Origin of the sequence: Rhodococcus sp. NPDC056516 (assembly GCF_042794655.1) — a bacterium.
Lineage (GTDB): Bacteria > Actinomycetota > Actinomycetes > Mycobacteriales > Mycobacteriaceae > Rhodococcus_F.
Window position 1 is genome coordinate 1 of sequence record NZ_JBHTTG010000016.1, and the last position, 6,850, is coordinate 6,850.

Below are 6,850 nucleotides of genomic sequence, written 5' to 3' on the forward strand. Positions count from 1 at the left end.
TCGAAATTTGGTCAGGCACTTCGTACAACCTCGTGTCACTCGCCGTGAAGCGGGAGTCGGTGTCCGTGTCGCTCTGACTTGGAATAAGTTACGCGTCCGCTGAAGTCTTTGACAAATCCTCAGGTCAGGGACTTGAGGTTGCCCGTTTCCCCAGCTAGATCCCCTACGGCGACCCAACTTCGTCGATTCGGGCAACATGTGACGCCAGACACCACGGCTCGTTGGCCAACCGTCGCGGACTCACACCACCTGGACACGGATCCCCGCGGCCTCGAACAACGTGACCTGCTGTGCGTCTACCGCAGCATCGGTGACCAGCACAGCCCCCGGCGGTATCGGCGCCCACGCATGGAAAGGACGTTCGCCGAGTTTGGCGGAGTGCGCGAGTATGTAGACCTCGCCGGCACGTTCGATCATCATTTCCTTGAGCCGGGTCTGATCGAGCTCAGCCTCACAAACGCCCAGGTCAACGGTAACTGCGCCTGCTCCGAGAATGCCTTGTCGAACGACACCCTCTGCAACGACGCCTCGGCGAGTGGTCCGACAAATCCTTGGCTGAGCGGCCTCAACGTCCCGCCGACACATTCGACTCGACACCATCAGTGTCGGCTAGCGCCTCGAGTGCTGTCAGCCCTGCAGCGATCACGGTCAGATTCGTCATGTGACGTAAGAGCTTCCCATCGCTCACAGTGGTGCCTGCATCCAGGCGCACAGCGTCTCCGGGCCGGACCTGCTCGGCGACCCACTCTGCAATCCGCCGTTTGGCGTCGAACCCCACCATCGCTCTCTGACGCAGAGACGATTCCTGATGAGGATTGATTGCAATTGCCCCGCCATAGGTGCGTGCTATGAGTCCCTGAGCAGTCAACTGACTCAGGTCTCGACGTATTGCCGACGCGGTGACCCCGAACTGAGCCGAGAGGTCCTCGACGCTGGCCAGACCACTCGCGCGCGCAAGTCTTGCGATTTCAGACCGCCTCGCCTCCGACTCCCGGATGGCCATCGCTCCTCGCCCTACGAACTCTGGCGCTTACTTGAAAACGAATGTGCTGGTTGCCAATTCGGCCGCCTGCCGCAGCGCTTCGACCTACTTCCGGCCTCGGCGATGCCCTTACCTGCAATGTCGAATGTGGTTCCGTGATCGACGGAGGTTCGTATGACCGGCAAGCCCACAGTGATGTTGACCCCGACCTCGATTCCGAGGACCTTGACCGGGCCGTGCCCCTGATCGTGATACATCGCGACGATCAACTCGTAGTCACCACGACAGGCCAGGAAGAACGCGGTATCCGCCGGCAGGGGACCGTGGACATCGATTTCTTCTGCCTTCAACAGTTCAACGGCAGGGATGATCTTCTTCTCTTCCTCCCCCTAACCGAAGAGTTCATTCTCCCCTGCGTGCGGGTTGATTCCGCGGACGCCGATCTTCGGAGACAGATTTCCCGTGCGTACCAATGCTTCATCACCTCGACGAATGATCCGCTCCACCAGGCCCGGTTCGATCCTGACGACCGCGTCGAGCAGTCCGATGTATGTAGTCACGTGAATGACCTTGAGCTCGGGCGTCGACAACATCATCGACACCTCCTCGGCATCGGCCAAAAGCGCAGGCAATTCCGTGCGACCAGGGAAGATATGCCTTGCTGCGTGTAGCGCCTCTTTGTTCAGCGGCGCGGTGCAGATCGACTGAACTTCACCGCGAACAGCGAGTTCGCTTGCACCGCGGATGTACTGATAGGCCGCATCTCCCGCGACTGCCGACAGTTCACCCCACGCGAGATCCTCAGGCAGCAAGTCCAGATCGATGACGTTGATCCGTCCATCGATGAATTCACCATCCTTGAACTCCTCGTCGGGGACCACGTCGACGTCGATTCCGAGAACCTCGGCGGCCGGACGCAGGCGCTTCGCGTCGCCGACAACGACCGGGCGGCAACGCTTTCTCGTTTCGTCGTCGAGGAGTGCGCGGATGATCACTTCCGGCCCGACGCCGGCGCCCATTGTGACAGCGATCAGCGGCAGTGGGGTGGATTCGATTGGCATGGGATTGACCTCGTTGTCTGAAGGTAGATTATCCGGAGCGGCAACCGAAGTGGGGTGTGCGAGAAACTCCGTCGTGGAGCAAAGACTGTGTACATACCCGAAACTTCCTGGCCGCGTGACGATGTACCGACCGGTGTGATCGACGGCGCCGATCAGCTCGGCGAGTGCCGAGGCGAGCTGGACGCACGGTTGGCGACTGCACTGTCGTTCTTCGGGTAACTGCCGGCTTGAGCGCGAATGTTCCTATTAGACGAAACATCGGAACCTGTTGTGCTGCAGCCATAATCAGATCGAGGCCACCTTCGGTCTCGGCTTCGTAGGGCACCACCCCGCCTCGCACCGTGCCCCCTGCCTTGGCAATCCGGCGGCGACGATGACCGGAGATCCGTCGCGAGAGAGTTCCACAACCCCCGCGGCCACGTTGCCTCTGAGTAGAGATTCGACCTTCTCCACGGTTACAGAGTCTGCGGACGATTACAGAACTGATCTCACGTCACGAGAGGCTGTGGCGGGGTCGGATCGTCGTGAGTGCAGATCAAAAACTGTCACGCTTGATTCATCGGTCTCTCCCGGACCGAATCGAAGCGACATCCCGGAACTTCGAAGCAAAAACCTGCGGCAGACTCCACCTCCGAACGAACTCCCCTGTTCCTGTTCGGGACTCACTTATGTCCAATATTTTGATCACCCCGACCGCGGCCAACGAACCTAACGAGCTGCAGAGTGGAATTGAGTCGGGACCGTTTCATCGTCAGCGAATCAAACCGAGGCACAGGCGATTACACGCTTGTCGTCAATGACAGTTACTTGGGGCCCGCTCCCGGCGTTCGCCGTGTCCAGGTCCGCTTCATTCCCGAAGAGGCGGGCCGCGTCGTTGCTCTTCGGAGCGGCGAGGTCGACGTCATCGATTCGATCAGTCCGGATTTCGCCGGACAACTCGCCAACTTACCCGGCGTCCAGGTGGACACCGTGCCGTGCACGCGCATCAACCAGTTGTTCTTCAACTTCCGCAAGCCCGCCGATCACCCACTATCCAATCTGCATGTTCGCGGGCACTGACCTACGCCATCGACGACGAGTCGCTCGCCCGGACGCACTGATCGGGTCCGTGGTACGGCCACCGGTCCAGCCCCGTCCACGTTGGATGGATTTCTGGCGCCAGGGCAAGACCGGGGACTGGGATGGCCTGGGCAACGGGTACGGCAACCAGACCGGACTTGCACGCAGCAGGACATCCGGGAGAACTGGCCTTGTCGTGGAGCTTCGTACCGAACGCTCTTCTTGCGAAACATACTCGTATTCAGAATGTTTCACTGACTCACATCAACTCCTACGACCTCGGCGCCGTCCGATTGAAGGCCTGAGCCAATGACTCTCACCGCTCCGAAACCGCACACATCAACTCGGAATCTCGGCACGTCGTACTCGTTCCAGGCGCCGGCCATGGACGTCGTCCTCGGCAAACTTCCGTGCACCAGCACCCTGGCCGTCAGCCCCATCCTGTTGACCGCCGTGCTCTCAATTCCGTTGGGCGTGTATATGGTCCACCACGCGGACACCCGACGCGAACTCGGTGCGAACATCGTGGCCGTTCGCGCACAGTCCATGCCGGAGTTCTGGAGCGCTCTGATGCTGGTGACGATATTCGCGGTCCTCATCCCGGTTCTACCTGCCGCCGGATCCACCACGTGGCCGTCGGTGATCCTGTCCACCGCAACTATCGCCATCCTTCAGCTCGCGTTGATCTCCCGGATGGTTCGGCGCGAATTGGTCTCGGCCTTCGCTTCGCCGTACATCACCGTCGCACGCTCTCGCGGAGTATCCGAACGCGAACTCACCTGGCGATATGCGATGCGTAACTCGACAACTCCCATCGTCACCGCGCTGGGCACCAGATTTGCCGGAGTGCTGAACTGCGTTGTGGTGGTCAAGGTCGTGTTCGCCTGGCCGGGTGTCGGCTCCTCTCTCTGCCGCTGGTTCTGAGGGAACGCGAAAAGCCCTATCCCGCAGCGGCTAGAGTGCTCGGACTTACCCGCATGGCCATCCTGCTTTCGTCACGTCATTCCGAACATCGTCAAGCAGGCATCGCTCGTCGTCCTGCTTCTGCTCGCTCAGGCCGTTCTGTTGGAAAGCTCCTCGAGCTACCTCGGCGCCGGCCCTCAACGTCCGTTTGCGACCTGGGGCCGAATCACCGCCGACGGACAGGACTACATCACCACCTCATGGCGGATCGTCACGTTGACCGGTCTGATGATCGTGCTGCCAGTCGTTGGAGTGAACCCACTCGGCGACGGTCTGCGCGATCGGCCTCCAGGATCGAAACGACTGGCCGAAAGCCTGGTCGGGCGTGGCAACGCCCAGAAAGCAAAGGCGTGAGACGCGGGCAATTTACGACGGGTCGACGACCTCCAGATCGAACGAGCCACGGCGAATGGCGTCATCCGAGCCGTCGACGGCGGCGCGGTAAGCGTCATCGTTCCGCTGATCAACAACGCCGAAGAGGCAGCGGCCGCCGTGGGCAGCCGCCATTCGGCATCCACTCCTACGGGCCCATGCGGTCGCAACTCCTTATCGGCCCCGTTCCCGCCGACGCGAACCGCGACACTGTTGACTTCGCGATGATCGAAATCCACAAGGCCTGGAGAACGTCGAAGAGATCTGTGCTGTAACCGGATTGGACGGCGTGTACGTCGGACCGTCCGATCTACGAATCGCCGTCGGCGGTAAGCATTCCAACGATCCAGACGTGTCCGAGGAATTCGAAGCCGCGCTCACCCGGGTGCGCGAAGCTGCTGCCGCCTGCGGGGTGGCTGCCGGGATCCACACACCTTCCGGTCAGGTTGCAGCACAACGCCTTGCAGAGGGTTACACCTTCGCGACCGTAGCCTCGGACCTGACGCATCTGGCGAATGTCTCGGCTCAGCATCTGGATGCGGCCAAGTCCTGATCCGGGTACAAAAATGGCGATGCTCCCGTACTTGGTACGGCAGCATCGCCATTCTCGAACGACTAACGCTGAATTGCCTTGATCTCGAGGAACTCTTCGAGCCCGAACGTGCCTGCCTCGCGTCCGACACCCGACTGCTTGTATCCACCGAACGGCGCATTGGTGTTGAACGCACCGCCGTTAACCTCGACCTGCCCGGCCCGCAGCTGCCGCGCGACGCGATCCGCGCGATCGGGGTCACCTGACCAGACTCCGCCGGCCAAACCGTATTCGGTCCCGTTGGCTATCCGCACTGCGTCGGCCTCGTCCTTGTAGCCCATGATCGAAAGGACCGGTCCGAAGATCTCCTCGCGCGCAATGGTCATATCCTCGGTCACGTTCGCGAACACCGTCGGCCCGACGAAATACCCACTGGCCAATCCGGTTTCGCGACCGTCGACAACCGCGGTAGCGCCCTCGGCTACACCCTTCTCGATGTATCCGCGAACGCGTCCCAGCTGATTCGCGTTCACAAGCGGTCCGAGCACTGAAGTGGGCTGAGTCGGATCACCTACCTGGAAATGAGCGGCCACCGCAGCAGCAATTGCCGCTGCCTCGTCCACCTTCTCCGCGGGAACCAACATACGCGTCAGCGCCGAACAGGTCTGACCCGAATTGATGAAGCACTTTGCGACGCCATCCGTGACAGCCTTTTCGAGGTCGGCGTCGTCGAGAATGACGTTCGCGGACTTGCCTCCCAGTTCAAGCGAGACCTTCTTGATGGTGTCCGCAGCCACGATGGCCACTCGCTTGCCGGCCCGAGTCGATCCGGTGAAGGAGACCATGTCGACCTCGGGGTGGCCGGCAATGGCTTCACCCACTACCGGGCCGTATCCGCTCACCAGGTTGAATACACCTGCAGGCAAACCGATTTCGTCGAAGATGTCGGCGAGAGCGTACGTGATGAGAGGTGCAACCTCGGTGGGCTTGAGAACCACGGTGCAGCCCGCGGCGAGTGCACCACCAACCTTCAAGACAACTTGGTGGAGCGGGAAGTTCCAGGGAGTGATTGCGCCGACAACACCCGCCGGTTCACGAACAATCAGCGAGTTGCCGACCTCGTGGGCGTCAAAATCATAAGTGCGGGCCAATTCAGCAAATGCATTCAAATTCGCCAGCGGCATTCCGATTTGTACGGGCTTTGCGAATCCGATCGGCATGCCCATATCTTGCGAAACCAGCGCCGCAAGATCATCGGTACGTTCGGCAATAATCGCAGCAGCTTTGGAAAGATATTCGGCGCGCTCGCCGCCGGATAGTGCAGACCAAGCGGGGAAAGCCTTTCGTGCTGCCTTCGCGGCCGCGTCGACATCTTCGACAGTGCCCTCGGCGACAGTTCCTATCAGCTCTTCCGTAGCCGGATTGAGAACGTCGATCCGACCGCTACCAGTGGATTCGATCCAGGCGCCATCAACATAGATTTTGGTGCGGTCGAGAATATCGGTCATCGAAGCCTCCGTAGTCAGCACGCGTGCACAGGTGAGGTGGGCCCGATCACACGGGCACCTCTTCCGAGCCTAGCCACGCTCGACGAGTTCCGTGGCAGGTTGGTGGCGCGATTGGCGCTCGACAGACGAGACTTGCGGTGGGCGCACACTTTTCAGTGATCGTGTGAACGGTGCGTTCATCTCGTTGCAGGCGACGGAAGTGCCGTTCGCTCGAAGGCGGGGGGTGTTTTGGGTACGAGAAAGCCCCCCAACCACGAATGGTTGGGGGGCTTTGTCGTTAAATTGTGTTCGGCGGTGTCCTACTCTCCCACACCCTGTCGAGTGCAGTACCATCGGCGCTGAAGGGCTTAGCTTCCGGGTTCGGAATGGGACC

7 protein-coding genes, 1 rRNA gene and 2 pseudogenes are annotated in these 6,850 nt (G+C 60.7%); 5 read left to right on the top strand and 5 right to left on the bottom strand.

Features of this window, described 5'->3' with window-relative positions; all coding sequences use genetic code 11:
* Positions 1-240: 240 nt before the first annotated feature.
* The 3 genes and pseudogenes from ACFQ6Y_RS30250 to pdxA all read right to left on the bottom strand — a co-directional run bounded on the left by ACFQ6Y_RS30250 (position 241) and on the right by pdxA (position 2,043).
* Positions 241-600, bottom strand: coding sequence for a hypothetical protein (locus tag ACFQ6Y_RS30250; RefSeq protein WP_378640521.1), 360 nt, complete (start codon positions 598-600; stop codon positions 241-243).
* Positions 566-1,003, bottom strand: a complete 438-nt coding sequence (locus tag ACFQ6Y_RS30255; RefSeq protein ID WP_378640523.1) for a DeoR family transcriptional regulator — start codon at positions 1,001-1,003, stop codon at positions 566-568. The genes ACFQ6Y_RS30250 and ACFQ6Y_RS30255 overlap by 35 nt, the downstream gene beginning before the upstream one ends.
* Positions 1,004-1,014: 11 nt before the next feature.
* Positions 1,015-2,043: pseudogene (pdxA, locus tag ACFQ6Y_RS30260) on the bottom strand (4-hydroxythreonine-4-phosphate dehydrogenase PdxA).
* 87 nt (positions 2,044-2,130) lie between these two features.
* On the opposite strand from pdxA, the gene ACFQ6Y_RS30265 reads away from it, so the two are divergent.
* The 5 genes and pseudogenes from ACFQ6Y_RS30265 (at position 2,131) to ACFQ6Y_RS30285 (ending at position 4,990) form a co-directional block, all read left to right on the top strand.
* Positions 2,131-2,262, top strand: coding sequence for a hypothetical protein (locus ACFQ6Y_RS30265; protein WP_378540074.1), 132 nt, complete (start codon positions 2,131-2,133; stop codon positions 2,260-2,262).
* A gap of 504 nt (positions 2,263-2,766) precedes the next feature.
* Positions 2,767-3,102 (top strand): ABC transporter substrate-binding protein, encoded by a 336-nt coding sequence (locus ACFQ6Y_RS30270; RefSeq protein WP_378640525.1) that lies wholly within the window; start codon positions 2,767-2,769, stop codon positions 3,100-3,102.
* Between the two features lie 309 nt (positions 3,103-3,411).
* Entirely contained in the window at positions 3,412-4,026 is a 615-nt protein-coding gene (locus tag ACFQ6Y_RS30275; RefSeq protein WP_378640528.1) for an ABC transporter permease, read from the top strand.
* Positions 4,027-4,167: 141 nt separating this feature from the next.
* Complete coding sequence (locus ACFQ6Y_RS30280; protein WP_378540078.1) at positions 4,168-4,419, top strand: hypothetical protein; 252 nt, start codon at positions 4,168-4,170, stop codon at positions 4,417-4,419.
* A gap of 36 nt (positions 4,420-4,455) precedes the next feature.
* A pseudogene (locus ACFQ6Y_RS30285) lies at positions 4,456-4,990 on the top strand (aldolase/citrate lyase family protein).
* A 62-nt stretch (positions 4,991-5,052) separates the two neighbouring features.
* On the opposite strand, the gene ACFQ6Y_RS30290 reads toward ACFQ6Y_RS30285, so the two are convergent.
* Both ACFQ6Y_RS30290 and rrf read right to left on the bottom strand, forming a co-directional pair.
* Positions 5,053-6,477 carry an aldehyde dehydrogenase family protein gene (locus ACFQ6Y_RS30290; protein ID WP_317557097.1) on the bottom strand — a complete coding sequence of 475 codons (1,425 nt, stop codon included), beginning with the start codon at positions 6,475-6,477 and terminating at the stop codon, positions 5,053-5,055.
* 286 nt (positions 6,478-6,763) lie between these two features.
* A 5S ribosomal RNA gene (rrf, locus tag ACFQ6Y_RS30295) occupies positions 6,764-6,850 on the bottom strand; the annotation flags it as partial.